This is a genomic window from Virgibacillus flavescens (assembly GCF_050574275.1).
In the GTDB taxonomy this organism is placed as follows: domain Bacteria; phylum Bacillota; class Bacilli; order Bacillales; family Amphibacillaceae; genus Virgibacillus_F; species Virgibacillus_F flavescens.
Genome location: NZ_CP192260.1, coordinates 3,114,034 through 3,131,444, shown reverse-complemented (window position 1 = coordinate 3,131,444; position 17,411 = coordinate 3,114,034). Strand labels below are relative to the sequence as shown.

The window sequence follows — 17,411 nt, the reverse complement described above, 5'->3', positions numbered from 1 at the left end:
AATTAATTGTAACAGGACTTCTTCTTACCTTTTATTGTGAGGTAAATCTTAATAAAGGAGAAACAATTAACAGAAAAATTGGAGATTTACCCAGTGACAAGTAAATCCTTTAAAGAATGGATTAACTTTTAAAATTGGTTAATTCATTCGATGTAAATGTTTTGTCTACAATGAAAGTAGCTTCGAACATAATGCACACGTTTATTTCCAGTCATAAATATCAACTCCTTTAATAAAAGTAAGATTACCTCACAAATTAATTATAAGATATTTTTGGAATTTTATCAATAATATAGGAACTTTTTATTAGAAAGCTATGTGGAAGAAAATCACTAATGAAAAAGTGTTTATATAGATAGGGAAGTATTTAAAAATCTTCATCTATACGGGTGATTGAGTTTAACAAGGAATCATCGATAATGGTGAACCATTCAAATAATTATTGGAATGTTATGTTAAAATTGAGTCGTACATTAGTGTTCGAGTATATTATTTGAAATCCAATTAAACTGAGTTATCTTGAAAACACATTTTAAAATAATGGGGACTTATCCTAAAGAGGATAAGCTTTCTTTTTTATGAAAACCAACCATTGTAGAAAGGGCGGCGATTTGAAATAATTGGTTGTAAGTAGTTACAAAAACGGAGGTATTAAGCATGGTTGAAACCTATGATAATATGCTTGCTTGGGTAGAAAATATTAAAGAAAAGAATCAAAGCTCTGGTTGTGCACTCACAGTGATAAAAGATGATCAGATTGTTTTAGAACACTATAGTGGTGCCCATTCCAATACGAGCAATGTACTACCTGTAAATGAAAATTCTAGATTCAATGTGGCATCTGCTAGGAAGAGTTACTTAGGGTTGTGCATTGCATTTGCTTTATATGAAGGAAAAATACATAGTCTTGATGATTTCGCGAGTGAGTATTTTAATGAAATAGACTTAGACATACTAGGAAATACCACAATACGGCATTTGGTAACGCATACTCATGGTTTAGATGAAACTCCAGAAGGGGAAGTTTTCAGAGAGTTCCAACCTGGTGAAAAGTGGGCGTACAGAGGAATCAATATCAAATTAATGACTCAATTAATTAACAAAATCTACGGTATTTCATTTCCGGAACTTTTGTATCAAAAAGTATTCTCCCCAATGGGTTTGAAACAAACTTGGTGGGAAACTCAATACAGCGATGAGTTAGTAAACGTAATCATTGATCCTAATAAGAATGGTGAAGATACAACAGGTTCGGCCGAAGATGGTTTGGAATCCAATCTGTTTGTTTCTGCTCGTGAATTTGCTCTTTGGGGAACCCTCTTTCTAAATAAAGGTCAAATGAATGGAAAGAGAATTGTCCCTAAGGAGGTAATTGAACTAGCGATTAGCATACATACACCGGATCACCTCGCAAAAGAGTTTCCACGTAACGGTATGTTTTGGTTCGTGCAGGATATTCCGAGAGAATTGAGTGAATTAGGCGATCAAGTGCCCAGTGGTTCCTTTCAAATCCTAGGAGTGACGGGGCCAACTTTGTTAGTGATCCCTGAATACAATGTTGTAGTCGCAAAAATGTACAACAAGCGATACAACTACGGAAATGAAGACTACCTTTACTATCTAAAAAAGTTCAGCAACATAGCTGCTGAGACTTTCCGATAGGAACAGCAATGCTTAATTTATCTTAAAATCAAGTCTTTCTGAATAGGGGTGTTAGTGCAAGTTGGCATACATGGATTTACCATTAAATTGAAGATTTATTAGTTTTCGTCTGATTTTACAAGGTAATATTGATGTAAAGAAAATAGAGATTGTGAACGATTACTCTTTAACTAACGGAGCAGGAGAGTTGAATAATAGGGGGAGAAATGAATTATGTCAATTTACGATTTCCAATTAATTGCAGGCGTGGTTTTTATGTTTTTGGTAGCCGTTTTAGTAGTACTTACAGCCATAGTTATTTACAAGAAATTTTTTGCTAAATAAAAATCACCATAAACATAATACCTTCAAAATATTTAAGTAACTGGTGCTTTAGTTCAATAAGGAAGGCATTTCTTCTTCCACTATCGGTCCATATCGAGCGTATTTTGTTGGTTACGAGAAAATAGAATGAGTGACGCGAGGAATAAATGTTAGTTACACTTTACTACGGAGGTACTTATGAAAACTCACTATTATTTAGGTTGGTTTAATAATTTTTTTCCAGAGAATCTGGGAAGGGTGTTACAGGGGGATATAACGGATAGAAAATCGATTGCTATGATTAGCTCGAATCCATCTAGTGATGAAGATGATGGTACTACTGAACGCTCGTGGCTAGATCAGGCTGGCATTGTGTTTGATGAATATCATTTAATTAATTATCGCGTACAGAAGGAAGATGCCCAAACGATAATTCAAAATGCTTCAGTCATTTTTTTGTTGGGGGGAAATACGCTTAAACAAAATGTTTTTTTGATGGAATATGAATTGTCGGATTGGATTAAAAAAAGCGGCGCAGTTGTAGTGGGGGCAAGTGCAGGTGCGATTAACATGTCTGCTAAATGGTTATGCTCACAAAACTTAGGAGATGAAGTTGAAGGAAGCTCTGTTTACGAAGGAGTCGGCCTTGACGAGTTTTCCGTCTTAGCACATTTTGATCTTGAAAATAACATGGGGCTTGTGCTTAGAGAACTGTCTCCCTTGTCAGAAGAAATAAATATTTATGCGTCGAACAAAGATTGCGCTGTTCGTACAAAGGGAGACAAAATTGACATTATTGGGGATGTCTATTTAATTTCTCAATCAAACATTCAAAAATTGGATGCGACGATCTAGTTTAGGTGAATGGCTAATGAAAAACGCTCAGACATGAGCGTTTTTGCCTGCTATCTATATTGATGATTTGTTCGTAAAGCATACGCTAATTAGTGTGTATGTTGCATTGTTATTCCTGTTTTTCTCTCCCAAAACTGAACTCATTAACCAATAATTAGGAGCATTTCAACGGACAAACGAGGCAATGCGTCATTTCCTTTTCTTTGTCTAACTTATGATAGTAGCAGCAAGTCTTTCGTTTCCGTTGGTCAGTCAGTGCGGTGAGGGGAGTGAGATAGGCACTAATCGGGTGTGTGTCCCACTTGAAACTGTCCCCGCTCAAGCTGTGCAATTCTTCTGCCACCTCGATAATTCGTTCGTTATGCTCAGGATATTGTTCCACTGCTTTTCGGAGATACGAGTTCAATCGTACAGCTATGTTTTCCCATAAAATATGCGTTGGAAGGTTCGTCGTTGAATGGAAGGCCATTAGCACACGGGTGAGATGATTCGCAAAGAGACTATCCCACGCATCTGATACAGATTTTGTCTCATAGATCCGTGATTCATCCACGAATAATTCCAAGTCTTCACTTAAGTGACAGGCTGAAATGGGAATCGCTTTCCCTTGCTTTTCAAAAATCATCGGATCGAGAATACGAGGGGGGAGGACTTGCGCATATTTTTTCATCATCATAGATGCCGTCACCTTCAAGTTCGGAGCATGAATCCGTTTCTGCTGGTGTTGTAAAAATACTCGACATGCTGATTTATCTAGTAATGAAGCTGTTGCAATCATTCCTTCATCCCCTCTCGTTTTCGATACAGTAAATAAATAAAGAATGGTGCGCCGATTCCAGCTGTAAAGACCCCTGCTGGAATATCAGAAGGTAAAAATGCCGTACGTGCTATGATGTCGGCAACCATGACAAGTAAAGCGCCAATCAAAGCAGATCCGAATACAAGATTTACGAACGAGCGGTTTAGCAGGAGCCTTGCAATATGAGGTGCTATCAAACCAACAAAAGCAATACCTCCTGCAAACGAAACGGCAGTGCCGGCGAGCGCGACACTCATCGCCAGAAGCAGGAATCGGAAGAACTGGACTCGTACACCCATTCCGATTGCTATATCATCGCCGAGCTGTTTGACATTGACGATTCCGGCAAAAAACAAGGTAGCTAAGATGAGGACGACCATGATAGGGATGAGAATGGTGACTTCTTGCCAGTTCGCCCCATACAAGCTTCCTGTCAGCCATAAATAGATTTTTGTTGAGACTGTCGACTCGCTTGATACCATGAACGTTGTAACGACAGCGTTTGTCAGCGCGGAAATGGCAATCCCAATTAAAATCAGCCGCATTGGGGTGACTCCATTTTTCCACGAAAGCAAATAAATGATAGCAGTAGTTACCGCAGCTCCGATTATCGATGCGAGCGGTTGCCAGTGCACGCTCACATCACCTAGGAAATAGATGATAAACAGGACCGTTCCTACTGAAGCCCCACCGGTCACACCGACAATGTCCGGGGAGCCAAGCGGATTCCGAATCATTCCTTGTAAAATCAATCCGGAAACACCAAGTCCGGCTCCTACCACAACCGCCATTAGTACGCGTGGAGCACGTAATTCATTTAAGACAAACGCATGATCACTCTCCGAAAAGATCTCCTTTATCACGGATGAAACAGGGATATAGCTGCTTCCCGCTGCTAAACTGACAATAAACACCCCGCAGGTTAACAAGGCTAAAAAAATCAGAAGGAAAAGGGAGCGCTTGTGGATTTGCATAGAAAAGGAATCTGTTTTGTTTCGCAGTGTGTAATGCTCAGGCATGTTTCTTCACTCCTTTTCTAGCTACATAAATAAAGAACGGCACTCCTATAATAGCTGTCATGACACCGATCGGCATTTCAGAAGGAGCGATAATCAGCCTTGCGATAACGTCAGAAAGCAAAAGCAAAATCGCTCCAAATAAACCGCTGAGAGGAATTCCCCATTGATAATTCGGACCGGTAATCCCTTTGGTAATGTGCGGGACGACAAGACCGACGAAACCAATCGATCCTGCGATAGCAACAGCGCCGCCTGCTAAGAAAATAATGACCAGGCCAGCGAGCAACTTGATACGCATCGTGTTTTGACCAAGACTTTTTGCGACATCCTCACCCGACATCAAGATATTCAATGATTTCCCCATAAACAGTGCGATGAGAATGGCGAGGATAATGAACGGCAGGACAGGAAGTAGCATTTCCATATTCCGTCCTGCAACAGACCCGGAAAGCCAAAAAAGTACGCTTTGCATCCGTTGTTCATCTAAAACGAGCATTCCTTGGGTAAACGAAATGAACAGCGCACTGATTGCGGCACCTGCGAGAACCAGACGGATTGGTGGTAATCCCCCTTCGCCAATCGATCCAAGGAAATAGACCATAACTCCAGCTATTCCAGCACCTAAAAAACCAATCCACATATACCCGGTTAACGAATCAACGGATAAAAAAGTTGCAGAAAATACAATGAAGAACAATGCTCCGGCGTTAACACCGAAAATATCTGGAGCGGCGAGCGGATTACGGGTTATAGCCTGCATCAGCATTCCTGCAATTGCAAGGCTTGCGCCAATCGTAACCGCAATCAGCGTACGTGTAAGACGGGAAGAACGTACGATTATATGTTTTGTAATGGACGGATCATAATGGAACAAAGCATCCCAAACGACAGAAAGCGGAATCGAGGTTTTTCCTATGGCGATGCTTCCTAAGACGGCAATCATAAACAAGAGTACCGTACCAGCTAAGAATAACCATCGCGCCAAGGGATACGACTTAAATAGTTTCATAAATTTTCTCTCCATAGCAGCAAAGATAGGGGAACGTGCCCCTATCTTTGTAAGTTATTTCGCTAGATTGTAATGTTCATATAGTTCATCGAGCATCAAGTTAGCAGCACCAATTCCGCCCGCCATGTTCCAGATGACTTGATCGACGCGGTAAACCTGATCATTTTTAACAGCATCAAGCTCTTTCCAAAGCGGGTGTTTCGTCCATTCGTTATACGTATCTTCTACAGCTGGTTCATCACCCATGAAGACAAAGAATACATCTGCATTCATTGCGGTGATACTTTCTTTATCAGTCAGTTTGACGCCCCAATCATCACCTTGCTGGTTGTCAGGACGAGTAAACCCGGCTTCTTTTAAAATAGAACCTGCGAAACTATCATAATAGATGCGGGCATGATCCGTACGGAAGTTAATCAGTGCAACGTTCTGCGGCCATTTGTCGCCAAGTTGTTCTTCTGCTTTCGTAGTAAAATCTTCCACTCGATTATTCCATTTCGATAGTATTTCATCGGCACGTTCTTGTTTATTCAATGTTTCTCCCATCAGGTTGACGGTACCTTTGAAGTCATATACAGCATCAATTGCTACTGTAGGTGCAATCTGACTCAACTTTTCGTAGATGTCCTCATGACGCATTTTGGAAGCGAAAATGACATCAGGTTTTTTGGCAGCAATCTCTTCTAGGTTTGGCTGCGTTTCTTGGCCGATGATAGGAGTACCATCTAAATCTTCCCGAAGGTATTCATAAATCGGCTGCTGCACCCATGACTCAACGATTCCGACCGGTTCTACATCGAAAGCTGTTGCTGTATCGGTAGCCCCTTGGTAAAGGGTAACGACTCGTTCAGGTGTTCCTTTAATTTCTGTTGTGCCCATCGCGTGTCCGATTGTACGCGTTTCTTCCTTTGGAGAATCATCAGTAGTTTCACCTGAATCATCCGAATTTCCACAAGCGGCAAGCAAAGCTATCATTATCAGGACGAGTAGAAGAACGCCCCATTTTGAAAAGATTTTAGACATATGTAATTCCTCCATTCAATTGATAGTGAGAATCATTTTCAATAAAGATTATACTACCGTAAGTGAGAATCATTGTCAATAGAGGTTTGGATAAGAGAATGTCTTTTCAAAACGTAGTCGAGCTGACAATTCGGATTGTGTTATTGTCGCAGTTATCGCAGAGAGGGGGACACGGGGCAATAATCACTTTTAATGTTAAAATGATTATCGAACCAGGTAAGTAAAAAAGGATATTTACATATGAATAACGAATTATTAATGAACAGCGTAATGCAATAGTGACAAATTAAATGTGTAGGGTGATAAGTCGATGATAGGAATAAGTATAGCAACGAAGTGGGAATATGAAGCGACATTGGAATATTTCGGTATAACAGATAACGAAATTTTTGATTATCCGTATGGCGAGTATTTCATAAGAACAATTAATGATACCGAACTTGTTTTTTATAGTACCGGTGTACGGAAAGTAAATGGTGTTGGTGGTAACCAGTATATGATTTCTAAATTTACGTTAACGAAAGTAATCGTTGCTGGAACATGTGCAGGAATAGATGATACGTTTCACAATTTGGACGTTTTTGTACCCAATAAAGCTGTTCAATATGATTGCACAGTAAAAGAAGTTGAGCCGTTTATTAAACAATCGTTCGTAGTCGATATGGATCTATCAAACTATGGAAATGATTTTTATACTGGAACAATTGGCACCGCTGATAAAGCAGTAGTTATGTGGAAGGACTATTTAGAACTTAAAGAAAACGAAATAACTATTGCCGATACAGAATCAGGTGCAATTGCTTATATCTGTAAGAAGAATGATGTTGAATGTATTATTATTAAAGGAATATCTGATTTTCCAACAGATGAAGAAAGAAACGCTGATAAATTCGAATCAAACAATGAACAAATTAATGTTTATATTGAAAACACACCCAACGTTATGAACAAAATATATGATGAATATTTAAGAAGATTTATATGAATTTAGTTGAAGAACAGATTGTTAGATTATAAAGAACGCAGAGGATGCTAAAATAATGGGTGCTTGTTCCACTAAAGCATCCTATAGTTGAAGAAGAAACATATGTAGGCGAGTTATCGTTTTCTTTTTAAATAGCGAGTTATTGCCAGAACAATTGCTGAAATAATCAGTAGCGTAGAAATTAGTAGAACGTTTGCAGTACCAATAGGCGTAAAAAAACCTAAAAGTAATATGATTAACCCAAAAAAAATTAACCCTAAAATCATTCCAATTCCCCCTATTTTCTGTAAACTTTTGTAAGTCCTTATTAAATTAGCCCACCCGTTACTTTTATAAGGTGCTAAATTTTTTTGTTTTTACTTAGGAGTATAAATAAGAATATAAGCCACCAGACCAGTAGATATAAGGATCCTGCAACTACATAAATAGACCATAAATCACCTTGTTGTAAGCGACTAACTAAAATCCCAAGCTCATTTAGTTCTTCGGTGTACCATGAAATGCCACCTAGTAAAGATACTATCGGTAACGTAACACCGACGACTATCGTGACACTAGACATTAGTTTAAATCTTTTTCTAAGTTTTTTTCGAAAAAGACTAAACACTGCAGCACCAAGTGTTAGTAAAAAAAACGAGTAATATATATACCATACCCAATCTGGAAATGTTTCTGTAAGCATTTCTTTACCTCCTTCATCAAAATAGGATTTCTTGTTATTCATCCGCCTTACCTTTAAAAATTCATATCCTTAAATCATATTCATTTTACTTCTATTAAATAGACCAATTGCTGAACACAAGTTGAACAACAATCTTAAACAATCCTGCTCCATTAGTTTACATTCATTTCTTCACATTTCTAACATCATAGTAACATAATACTCTTTTAAACCTCTGAACAATCACCATCACGAATAGCTGCTCAATTATATTATACTAACGCAGCCGTAAGTGAAGAAGGGAATTGTTTACTTGAATTGTTGACATTAGCCCAAAATAAATCTGAAATAAAGATCAATAATTCAAAAAAATTGATACAATTACCTAAACAGACTGGATTATGACAATTCAACAATCATGCTGAGCAACGCCGTTAAATAAACGAACCGGTTGGGGAGGCGATCATTGTGACGAAAAAAGATTGGCTGGATATATTAAATACGCTTGGAGAAAAAGACATGTTTGATTATATAACCTTGGGAGTTACTATATTGTCCCCGATAATATTAATAGTATCTATTTGGATCAGCTATAAATCTGTTAAAGCCAGTAAAGAATCTACCATCCTTAATAAACAGATGTATGAAGATCAGAAGAAGGAATATAATCTTAGCTTTGTACCAACATTTAAAACAAAATTTTATTTGAGGGATGCAGAATGTATATTGTTTTCCCTTATCAATAAAAATAATAAGGACATCGTTGTGACCCATGTTGCAGGCGAAAATCCATCGAAAGCTGTATTTGAAGGAGAAATTGAGAATGGGGAATTTCATTTTAGTGTATATGACTATTTAAATCACGATTATATAAAGATATGGCTGTGTTATACAACGCTAGATCATAAAAGTTATGTTTCAGAAATAACGCTTCGAATGATTAATGAATCCTTTATAATCGAAAGTCAACTAACAAAACGAAAAGAGAAAAATGTAAGCCAACTTTAACCTTTTTTAAATAAATAATAATAATGCCCTCACATAGTGAGAGCATTTTATATGAGTCAGGGGAAGTCAAGACCCGTTATTCATTATCCATTATTTTCCATGAATTACAACCTTTTATGTAAAATTATAAAAAGATAGTGTAATCTTTTTCGCTTAATCATTCGTTATTTCTTTCATCTTTGCTCTATTAAACTTGAGAAAATCTATTTTTGGACATCAACTTTCTGCAGTTATTGATTAAATAAAACATATGTGATAACTTTATTATAATGAACGTTATACATAAGGAGGGTGCGCATGAAAAAGTCCAATAAAAAAGAAGCTATTGTGAATACAGCTGAAGCGTTATTTTATCAGCAAGGATTTCATTCGGTTGGTGTTAAGCGGATACTTGAACAAGCAGAAGTAGCTACGATGACGATGTATTATCATTTTAAATCAAAGGAAGAATTAATTGTAGAAGTTTTACGTCAAAGAGAAAAACAATATTTCTTGCTAGTAGACAGTATAATTGTCAAAGAGAAAGGGCTTAAAGCGTATGTTAGCTCTATCATGGAAGCACACCTCAAATGGGTGGAAGAAGCGGGTACTAATGGGTGCTTGTTCTTAAGAGCGAAACAAGAGTATAAAGATACAAACGAGCAGATTTCATCTTTAAGCAAAGAACATAAGCAAAAACTGATAAATAAAATCAAGAATGACCTTTTGGGTTTTAAGAACAGTGAAGCTATTAGCGTGCAAATTTCAATTTTATTAGAAGGAATCACCTCGATGATCCAAATACTCGATCTAGAAAAGGTACGGCACAGCGCGTATCATTTAGCGGAAAACATTATAGATTCCGAATGAATATACCAGGAATAATTTTTGTTATTCCTTTTTTTTTACTATTTATTATAATGAACGTTATATATAAAAAATAAAATGGAGGTGCAGAATGAATTCAAAAAAACTGATAGCAGCGGGCATGCCTATGATAGCTGTCACATATGGATTATCCCGCTTTAGTTTTGGGTTAATGCTTCCCTATATTAATGAATCAATAAATATGAATCCATCTACTTCAGGGCTGATATCATCTTTATCGTATCTTGCCTACTGTATAGCTGTCTTATTAGCTATTGTATTTTCTAAGCGAGTTACACCTAAAGTTATTCTTTTGACTGCTGGATTCTTATCGGTTGTAGGACTTGGATTAATTGCTGTTTCTTCAAATCCGATCATTCTCGGATTAGGGATTTTTGTGGCTGGTCTTAGTACAGGGTTTTCGTCGCCACCGTATGCAGCTATTGTTAGTACGCATATGGAGAAAAATCTGCAAAACCAAACGAATTCATGGATAAACTCTGGAACCAGTATTGGAATAGCATTTACTGGACTGATTGCTATATTACTCATGGACCAGTGGCGAATAAGCTATTTCATATATATGGGGATCGCTATTTTTGTTTTACTATTAAATTACAAACAGCTTCCGAGTGATCATTCTGTAGAAAAGAAGGGGACAGTTAGTTTCCATTATAAGCATTTGAAACCTGCATTCCAGCTAATCATTGCTTCGATATTTTTAGGAATCGCCAGTTCAGCATACTGGACGTTCTCTCGCGATTATATTTTAAATTTAGATAGCGCGCCTGGATATCTTGGCGAATGGTTTTGGGTGATCATCGGAACTGCAGGATTATTCGGTGGTACTGTAGGTACAGTAATCAATAAGTTTGGGGTAGTAAGTGCGTACAGGATTTCTGTGTTACTGCTGTCTACATCCTCACTGACATTAGTATTTTTGTCAGGAAACAAAGTCACAGGGGTACTCTCCCCAATCCTTTTTGGAAGTTCGTATATTTTCATGAGTGGCGTTTTAATAATTTGGGGGATTTCCATTTTTAAGCGTAATCCTTCGTTAGGATTAGGTATTCCATTCATACTGCTGGCATTTGGACAAATGATAGGCTCCATCCTTGCTGGAATAATCGCTGGTATGGAAGGGTATTATTTTCTTTTTATTGTATTTTCCCTTGTTGGTTACCTGACCTTAGTATTGAGACCTAAGAGTGGGTAGTGTGACTTCGCACCGATTGTCGCAGATGGGAATTAGACCTTCGACTTTAGGTGCAGTTCTTTTTAAGTATTGTTAGCATAGTTTAATTTTAAGACAATTCAAGGCTGTTAAGCAAACGCACCAGTTGGGGAGGGGATAATGGTGGCGAAAAATGATTGGCTGGATATATTGCAAGCGCTTGGAGAAAAAGACATGTTTGATTATATAACCTTAGTAGTTAATATACTGTCCCCGATATTGTTAATATTATCTATTTGGATCAGCTACAAATCTGTTAAAGCAAGTAAAGAATCTACCATCCTTAATAAACAGATGTATGAAGATCAGAAGAAGGAATATAATCTTAGCTTTGTGCCAATATTTAAAGCTAAATTTTATTCGAGAGAAGCAGAATCTATACTGTTTTCCCTAATAAATAAAAATGATAAGGACATCATTGTCAGCCATGTTGCAGGCGAAAGTCCTTCGAAAGCTGTCTTTGACGGAGAAATTGAAAAAGGGGAATTTCATTTCAGTGTATATGATTATTTAAAGCAAGATTATATAAAAATATGGCTGTATTATACAACGTTAGATCATAAAAGTTATGCTTCAGAAATAACGCTTAGAATAATTAATGAATTCTTTATCATCGAAAGTCAGCTAACTAAACGAAAAGGGGAAGATATATTAGTGCCTCAATATTAAAGTTCTAGTTATAATGGTGTGATAAAATGACAAAGTAATTAAACATTGATAATGCTTGGAGGAAGGTGCTCCAGTTATGAACAAAAACCGTCCAGCACGGGGCAGGACGGTTTTAATCTTTATTAACGTTTTTTGGTATGACTCTTAAGCCAAATGACACTATCTGATAAACTAACTTTACCTTCTGCAACCGCAACAGTAAATTCCTCATTTTCATCTGTATTCTGCATGATATAAACCCCATTTTTCTTTAGAAATATATCAAGAGAAGCAAAAGCCGTTCTTTTATTACCGTTAAAAAAGCAATGATTTCTTGCTAAAGATTCAAATAGTGCACCAGCTTTCTCATTGAATAAAGGATAAGCGTCTTCTCCAAAAGCTGATTGTTGGGGACGATGTACAGCTGACTCCAATAATCCTTGCTCTCTAATTCCAGCATGCTCGCCTGCTCCGTATTTTTTCATGACCATAAAATGAATGATTGTTACGTCTCTTACAGTTAAATAGTCAATATTCATTATACTATTTTAACCTCTTAAACAATTCGTTGTGATCCTGAAATGTTTCTTGCAGCATTTTTACCATTTCAATATCCACCTGGTCTTCTAATTTACTATTTCTTTTTAATATAATCATGTCATCTTTTACTTCAAATTCGATTTCATCACCACGTCGTATGTTTAGCGAGTCTATAATTTTTCTTGGTATACCAACCCCCAAGCTATTACCGAATTGCGTTACTTTTCGTGTCTCCTTATTCATTTTCATCACTCTCATTTCTTTATTCTTTCTCCTAGTATAGACTGTCACAAACAAAATATACATACATTATTATATACATACATTATAACATTTGTGCTTGAGAAAGTCTGACATAAACTCCACATCTAACCTCAAATCGCCCAATTCCCATCTTTAAACAACTGCACTTTTTGCCCGTCATTTGTTTCTGCGATAATATTCAGGTCAGCAGAGCCGATCATGAAATCGGTATGACCATTACTTTGATTAATTCCTCTTTCTATCAAATCTTCTTTTGAAACGTTGGCAGCGTCCTTCACTCCCATCGTAATGGCAGTACCAATTGCAACGTGGCAGGAAGCATTTTCATCGTATAATGTGTTGTTGAAAATAATTCCGCTGTTTGAGATTGGAGAGTCATGCGGTACAAGCGCAACTTCCCCTAAGAATTTCATGCCATCATCGATTTCAAGCAATTGTTTCAGCGTGTCATAGCCTGTTTCTGCACGGAAATCGACAACTTTCCCGTCTTCAAACGTAAGGCTGAAGTTATCGATCAGACTTCCCATGGCAGATAATGGTTTTTTACTTGAAACCGTTCCATTGACACCAGTTTTGAGAGGGGTCGTAAACACTTCTTCAGTCGGAAGGTTCGGCATGTAGTACGTGTTGAACGTTGACTCATGACCGCCGCCGATCCATATGTGATCAGGGTGAAGGTCAACTGTCAAATCAGTACCTTCCGATTGATAATATAACGTCTTGAAACGCTTTTCATTCAGGTAATCGGCTTTTTCATTCAGGGATTTGTTATGCTCTTCCCATGCTGCAATCGGGTCTTCCTGATCGATGCGGACCGTTTTGAAAATTGCTTCCCACAGGGCGTCGATCGCTTCTTCTTCCTCTTTATCCGGAAAAACGCTTTTAGCCCATCCAGCTGTTGGCACACCAGCGATTGCCCAGTGCATCTCGCCGTTAAGCTGTGCTTTTGAAATGGCTTGAAGTTTCTCCCCACGATTCTGCTGTACCCACATAATACGTTCTGGTGATAAGCCTTTGAACGCACTCGGATCATCTCCAGTGATGTTCAGCAAGCAATCATGGTTTTCTGCAAAACTAGTAAACTTGTCAATTTCCCATTGAGGAAGGTCATCCTTTAATCTCTCTTCAGAAGCTTTTTCAATATGTAGGCGATTGACCTCCGTATCCTTCCAGTCAACAAACACATGTTTGCAGCCATTATCATAAGCATGTTTTGTGACTTTTCGCGTAAATTCCTTAGCTTCAAGCGGGGAATTAATCAATAAGCGTTGCCCCTCTTGAATACTCAAACCAATTTTAACAACAAGTTCAGCGTATTGATCCAGCTTTTCCTCGAACGTTTTCATATAAAGTTCCTCCTAAGGGTATCTATAATCAGTAATACTAATATTTATTTTACCATAAATATTCAGAATGCTTTATAAAAAAATGGAACCTCAAGCTAATGCAAGAAGGACCTGGTATAAAAAAGGGAATCTTCATTTTTGAATAAATACTAATGGTTTTTTATGTTAATATTGGAAATAGTAAATGTTTTTATGGAAAGGGGGGAGATCTTGAAATTAACAATACTTTTTACAGCATTTTTAGTATGCCTAATTGTATTAGTTGGTTGTGAAACATCAAAAGTTCAAAAAGACCAACATTCAATTACAATCACCCTGCCTGAAGATATTCCGAGTTTTATAACGGAGAAAGACTTTGAAAAAATAGATTGGAATAGAAAAGCTACCGAACTTGAAACTGGCACAGGAAGTGTTATGTTCGGCAACAAAAATAAACTAGGAATAATAGGACCAGAATTAACGCCTAATAACGTAGAAAAGTGGTTATGGCATTTTTGGGGGATTGAAAAAGGTGAATTAACAGTTGTCGGTTACAACCAAGATAATTCCAAGATTAGTACTGTTTTTAGTGGCGGATATTGGTCAAGAAATGGTATTGGTGGTAGTGAAATAAATGGAGCAGATGCGAGTTTGCCATCAAATGTCATGCTGCCAGATGCAGGAAAATGGGCACTCTTAGTTTATATTGACGGTAAGTTATTCGATATATTAGTTATAGACGTTCAGGATAAGTAAAAACAACATGGCTATGAGAGATATCTCCTAATCTTTTTTTGGAAATTTTTACATCTTTCATATAACAAGGTTATTGGTGCATACCGATCTTCGTTGCTACTAAAAATATTTTAAATCTTGTGCAGGGCGCTATTAAACAGAGGAAGCGTCTTTTTTTTTTGACTAATTACAGATACAAATTGATTACGTTAGGGGAACTGTAACGCTATGAATTTCGTCTAACTAATGAAAGAAAAGGGGGGTATGTTATGCATGATGATAGAGAACAACAAGGCGATAAATCCAACAGAGAGCTTTTGGTGGAACTAATGGAAAGTTATGGTGATATGGTGATCCGTGTGGCATTTACATATGTAAAAGAACGACATCTTGCTGAGGATATTTCACAAGAAGTATTTATTCGTTGTTACCAATCCATCGATTCTTTTGAGAACCGCTCATCCTATAAGTCTTGGTTATACAGAATTACGGTGAATTGCTGCAAAGATTACCTTAGAAGTTGGTCATTTCGTAATTTAATTCCTAATGCACTGATTAAAGATAACGGAAGATTTATAGAAGCTCTAGATAATCAGGTTATGGAAAAAGAGGAAAATGATTTGCTTTTTGAACAAGTATTAAAGCTTTCAGTAAAACTACGAGAGGTACTTATTTTTTATTATTATGAAGATTTAACTGTAGATGAAACAGCTAATGTTTTAAAAGTTAATCCAGATACTGTGAAAAGCAGACTATTTCGCGCCAGGAAGGCCATGAAAAATCTGATAGAAGGAGGGATGGTTTTTGAAAAATAAATGGAAGTATCCGGAAAGGGCAGATTCTATGCATTTCACAAAGAAAAACCAGCAAAAGGTGTTGAATGAGATCGACAGCCCTCCACAAAAGAAAAAGCCCGGAAAACGATTCTATGCTGGTTTAACAGTTGCAATCTTAGTAATGTTATTAATCGGTGGTACTGTATTTACACAAGATATAGAAACTGTTCTTGCAAAAATTCCGTATATAAGTCAATTCATAAAAGAAGAAGAACAACGAAATGAGAAGATGGAAAGCATTTTGGATAAAGTTAATCTTGTTGTAGAAGAAAATGGAATGGAACTTGGAGACCTTCAAATACATGTAGATGAGAAAGAAGTGAAAGTCCATATAAGAGGGTTAACCGAAAATAACAAAAGCATTTCCAATCAAATAGAGTCTCAGTTTGAAAAATCCGGCTTCACCAGTTATGACGTAAAAGTGGTTGCTTATGAAGAACCAGAAAAGATTCAAACCGAGCGAAGAAAAGCGGAATTAGAAGAGGATATGCAAGACAGTGAAGCATTAAAGACTACGTTGAAAAAGCGCTTGAAATCACAAGAATATGAGCTTATGTTTCCAATATCTGTTCGTATTAATAATCTAGAAGGGGTGTATATAAACGTCATTGTACCTGAATCCGAGAATCGTTTGGAACAATTAAAAGAGATAGTGAAGAAAGAAGCTGAGGCTTACGGGGATGAATATAAGCTAGATGTAAGGCAAGTGCAGAAAACCGCCCGCCAGCAAGAAATACGATGGGGGAAAACCCGTGCTATCGAGCATATTGGAAGAGCATTAATGGAAGCTAATGATCTGCATGTAACTACTTATTCCTACTCATTTCATCCTTATCCATTACAACTTAAGATTAAAACATCCCTTGACTCGGATAATCCAAAAGCTTCAGAAATTGCTAAAGAAATTCACTCGGAAATTGACTTGTTTATCCAGTCGAGTGAAGATACCCAAACGATACGTGATGATCGTTACAATGTGATCGTGTTAAGTAAGGATAAAAAGGAAATTAAAGTTGAATAAAGTGGAATAGGTAATTGAACCGTTACATACTTTTGTAGCGGTTTTTTCTTAAAGAAAGAAAATTTTTCGACTTCCTCCCGTTTAAAAATACAACGACGTGTAAAAAAAAGGATGACCGTAATGTATAAATCAAAATTCATTGAAATTTTTTATAAAATCTTTCGTCTAATTATTAGAAGAACTTATGGAGGAGAAGTAATGAAAGACAATAAAAAGATAGCATTATGGTTTAAACAATACCATGATGACATTCTGAATTTCCTTGTTTATTATACTGGCAAGGTAGATGTTGATGACCTTGTGCAGGAAGTATTTATCAAAGCTGTAAGGAATGTAAATACTTTTAAAGGGAATTCAGAACCAAAAACGTGGTTAATAAGTATTGCACGAAATGTTGCAATTGATGAAATGCGAAAAAGAAAAAGAGAGAGTGTTAAGAGGGATCAAGCTGTTCAATATAAAAAAGTAGAACATTCACCTAAGAATAGTCCAGAAGAATTATTCGGTTTGAATTCATAAACCCTTTGATTGTAACTTTTCAAATCTTCACCATAAAATGGTTTGAGTAGTACATATAGTTTTTTTGATAAATTATTGGAATTTTATGTTAAAATACATATGTAAACCAATGTACTTAA

General features: G+C 36.9%; 20 protein-coding genes. 11 read left to right on the top strand and 9 right to left on the bottom strand.

Going from position 1 to position 17,411, the window contains the following annotated elements:
- The first annotated feature begins 657 nt into the window (after positions 1-657).
- Together VBD025_RS15645 and VBD025_RS15640 are read left to right on the top strand one after the other, a co-directional pair.
- The gene (locus VBD025_RS15645; RefSeq protein ID WP_430787134.1) at positions 658-1,662 is read left to right on the top strand and encodes a serine hydrolase domain-containing protein; all 1,005 of its coding nucleotides are present in this window, start codon (positions 658-660) and stop codon (positions 1,660-1,662) included.
- 501 nt (positions 1,663-2,163) lie between these two features.
- A complete protein-coding gene (locus tag VBD025_RS15640) occupies positions 2,164-2,820 on the top strand; it encodes a Type 1 glutamine amidotransferase-like domain-containing protein (protein ID WP_430787132.1) in 657 nt (218 codons plus the stop codon).
- A 154-nt stretch (positions 2,821-2,974) separates the two neighbouring features.
- Here the strand turns inward: VBD025_RS15640 and VBD025_RS15635 are convergent, their stop codons facing one another.
- From VBD025_RS15635 to VBD025_RS15620, 4 genes are read right to left on the bottom strand one after another with little or no spacing between them, the layout of a single operon-like run.
- Positions 2,975-3,598, bottom strand: coding sequence for an IucA/IucC family C-terminal-domain containing protein (locus VBD025_RS15635; RefSeq protein WP_430787130.1), 624 nt, complete (start codon positions 3,596-3,598; stop codon positions 2,975-2,977).
- Positions 3,595-4,638, bottom strand: a complete 1,044-nt coding sequence (locus VBD025_RS15630) for a FecCD family ABC transporter permease (protein WP_430787128.1) — start codon at positions 4,636-4,638, stop codon at positions 3,595-3,597. Before VBD025_RS15630 ends, VBD025_RS15635 begins: the two co-directional genes overlap by 4 nt.
- On the bottom strand, positions 4,631-5,647 hold the full coding sequence (locus tag VBD025_RS15625) for a FecCD family ABC transporter permease (RefSeq protein ID WP_430787126.1): 1,017 nt from the start codon (positions 5,645-5,647) through the stop codon (positions 4,631-4,633). The genes VBD025_RS15630 and VBD025_RS15625 overlap by 8 nt, the downstream gene beginning before the upstream one ends.
- Positions 5,648-5,701: 54 nt before the next feature.
- Positions 5,702-6,670 carry an ABC transporter substrate-binding protein gene (locus tag VBD025_RS15620; protein ID WP_430787124.1) on the bottom strand — a complete coding sequence of 323 codons (969 nt, stop codon included), beginning with the start codon at positions 6,668-6,670 and terminating at the stop codon, positions 5,702-5,704.
- 310 nt (positions 6,671-6,980) lie between these two features.
- Here VBD025_RS15620 and VBD025_RS15615 point away from each other — a divergent pair, with 310 nt between their 5' ends.
- Positions 6,981-7,655: a permease gene (locus VBD025_RS15615; RefSeq protein ID WP_430787122.1), complete on the top strand. Its 675-nt coding sequence runs from the start codon at positions 6,981-6,983 to the stop codon at positions 7,653-7,655.
- Positions 7,656-7,768: 113 nt separating this feature from the next.
- On the opposite strand, the gene VBD025_RS15610 is transcribed toward VBD025_RS15615, so the two are convergent.
- Positions 7,769-7,921 (bottom strand): hypothetical protein, encoded by a 153-nt coding sequence (locus tag VBD025_RS15610; protein ID WP_430787120.1) that lies wholly within the window; start codon positions 7,919-7,921, stop codon positions 7,769-7,771.
- Positions 7,922-7,995: 74 nt separating this feature from the next.
- On the bottom strand, positions 7,996-8,337 hold the full coding sequence (locus VBD025_RS15605; RefSeq protein WP_430787118.1) for a hypothetical protein: 342 nt from the start codon (positions 8,335-8,337) through the stop codon (positions 7,996-7,998).
- A gap of 447 nt (positions 8,338-8,784) precedes the next feature.
- Here VBD025_RS15605 and VBD025_RS15600 point away from each other — a divergent pair, with 447 nt between their 5' ends.
- The 4 genes from VBD025_RS15600 to VBD025_RS15585 all read left to right on the top strand — a co-directional run bounded on the left by VBD025_RS15600 (position 8,785) and on the right by VBD025_RS15585 (position 12,073).
- Complete coding sequence (locus VBD025_RS15600; RefSeq protein WP_430787116.1) at positions 8,785-9,324, top strand: hypothetical protein; 540 nt, start codon at positions 8,785-8,787, stop codon at positions 9,322-9,324.
- A 297-nt stretch (positions 9,325-9,621) separates the two neighbouring features.
- The gene (locus tag VBD025_RS15595; RefSeq protein ID WP_430787114.1) at positions 9,622-10,173 is read left to right on the top strand and encodes a TetR/AcrR family transcriptional regulator; all 552 of its coding nucleotides are present in this window, start codon (positions 9,622-9,624) and stop codon (positions 10,171-10,173) included.
- Between the two features lie 88 nt (positions 10,174-10,261).
- Positions 10,262-11,386: an MFS transporter gene (locus VBD025_RS15590; protein WP_430787112.1), complete on the top strand. Its 1,125-nt coding sequence runs from the start codon at positions 10,262-10,264 to the stop codon at positions 11,384-11,386.
- A 138-nt stretch (positions 11,387-11,524) separates the two neighbouring features.
- Positions 11,525-12,073: a hypothetical protein gene (locus VBD025_RS15585; RefSeq protein WP_430787110.1), complete on the top strand. Its 549-nt coding sequence runs from the start codon at positions 11,525-11,527 to the stop codon at positions 12,071-12,073.
- A 122-nt stretch (positions 12,074-12,195) separates the two neighbouring features.
- Here the strand turns inward: VBD025_RS15585 and VBD025_RS15580 are convergent, their stop codons facing one another.
- From VBD025_RS15580 to VBD025_RS15570, 3 genes are all read right to left on the bottom strand, one after another.
- The gene (locus VBD025_RS15580) at positions 12,196-12,591 is read right to left on the bottom strand and encodes a type II toxin-antitoxin system death-on-curing family toxin (protein WP_430787108.1); all 396 of its coding nucleotides are present in this window, start codon (positions 12,589-12,591) and stop codon (positions 12,196-12,198) included.
- A 4-nt stretch (positions 12,592-12,595) separates the two neighbouring features.
- On the bottom strand, positions 12,596-12,850 hold the full coding sequence (locus VBD025_RS15575; protein ID WP_430787106.1) for an AbrB/MazE/SpoVT family DNA-binding domain-containing protein: 255 nt from the start codon (positions 12,848-12,850) through the stop codon (positions 12,596-12,598).
- Between the two features lie 116 nt (positions 12,851-12,966).
- Complete coding sequence (locus tag VBD025_RS15570) at positions 12,967-14,202, bottom strand: aminopeptidase (protein WP_430787104.1); 1,236 nt, start codon at positions 14,200-14,202, stop codon at positions 12,967-12,969.
- Positions 14,203-14,412: 210 nt separating this feature from the next.
- Between VBD025_RS15570 and VBD025_RS15565 the strand changes: the two genes are divergently transcribed.
- The 4 genes from VBD025_RS15565 (at position 14,413) to VBD025_RS15550 (ending at position 17,292) form a co-directional block, all read left to right on the top strand.
- Complete coding sequence (locus tag VBD025_RS15565; RefSeq protein ID WP_430787102.1) at positions 14,413-14,937, top strand: hypothetical protein; 525 nt, start codon at positions 14,413-14,415, stop codon at positions 14,935-14,937.
- Positions 14,938-15,185: 248 nt separating this feature from the next.
- Entirely contained in the window at positions 15,186-15,731 is a 546-nt protein-coding gene (locus tag VBD025_RS15560) for a sigma-70 family RNA polymerase sigma factor (protein WP_430787100.1), read from the top strand.
- On the top strand, positions 15,721-16,773 hold the full coding sequence (locus VBD025_RS15555) for a DUF4030 domain-containing protein (RefSeq protein ID WP_430787098.1): 1,053 nt from the start codon (positions 15,721-15,723) through the stop codon (positions 16,771-16,773). The genes VBD025_RS15560 and VBD025_RS15555 overlap by 11 nt, the downstream gene beginning before the upstream one ends.
- Positions 16,774-16,971: 198 nt before the next feature.
- Complete coding sequence (locus VBD025_RS15550; protein WP_430787096.1) at positions 16,972-17,292, top strand: RNA polymerase sigma factor; 321 nt, start codon at positions 16,972-16,974, stop codon at positions 17,290-17,292.
- Positions 17,293-17,411: the final 119 nt, after the last annotated feature.